At 47.2% G+C, this 462-nt stretch carries 1 protein-coding gene; it reads left to right on the top strand.

All coding sequences use genetic code 11. The annotated features are described in order from the left end of the window. The first annotated feature begins 157 nt into the window (after nt 1–157). The gene (locus tag AC3DOM_RS15595) at nt 158–391 is read left to right on the top strand and encodes a KH domain-containing protein (protein ID WP_487919966.1); all 234 of its coding nucleotides are present in this window, start codon (nt 158–160) and stop codon (nt 389–391) included. Nucleotides 392–462 lie beyond the last annotated feature (71 nt).

Below are 462 nucleotides of genomic sequence, written 5' to 3'. Positions count from 1 at the left end.
CACGCCACGACTAAATAAAGAAATCACCACAAAGACACAAAAGCCACCAGGAAAATCCTGTTTTCCTGTGCTGAGAAATGAATCTCCGTGTACTCTGCCTGCACTGTGCGCAGGCACATGTGCCTTTGTGGTATAAGTGATTCCGGAAAGGTATCCGATGAAAGAATTAGCAGAATATATTGCCCGCTCATTGGTAGATAATCCTGAAGAAGTTGAAGTCCGTGAATTTATCAATGGACGTCGCGTTGACCTTGAACTAAGCGTGGCAAAAGATGATATGGGGCGGGTTATCGGCAAACGAGGCAGAGTTGCCAACTCCATCCGGGCGCTGCTGCGAGTTGCAGCCGAGCGTGAAGGCAAGCAAGTTTCGCTGGATGTAATGGAACCTTAATGGCGGAATTACAACTCTCAAAGAAAGCCAATACAGGCTCACCACCTAATGGTGAGCCTGTATATTTAGCT

The sequence above is a fragment of the Candidatus Desulfolinea nitratireducens genome (assembly GCF_982879505.1).
Note: the sequence above shows the minus strand (reverse complement) of the source record. Positions and strands in the feature narration are given on the sequence as shown.

What these genes read in the sequence shown, in the direction of transcription:
- AC3DOM_RS15595 (WP_487919966.1), top strand. Translation starts at nt 158, where the DNA reads ATGAAAGAATTAGCAGAATATATTGCCCGCTCATTGGTAGATAATCCT.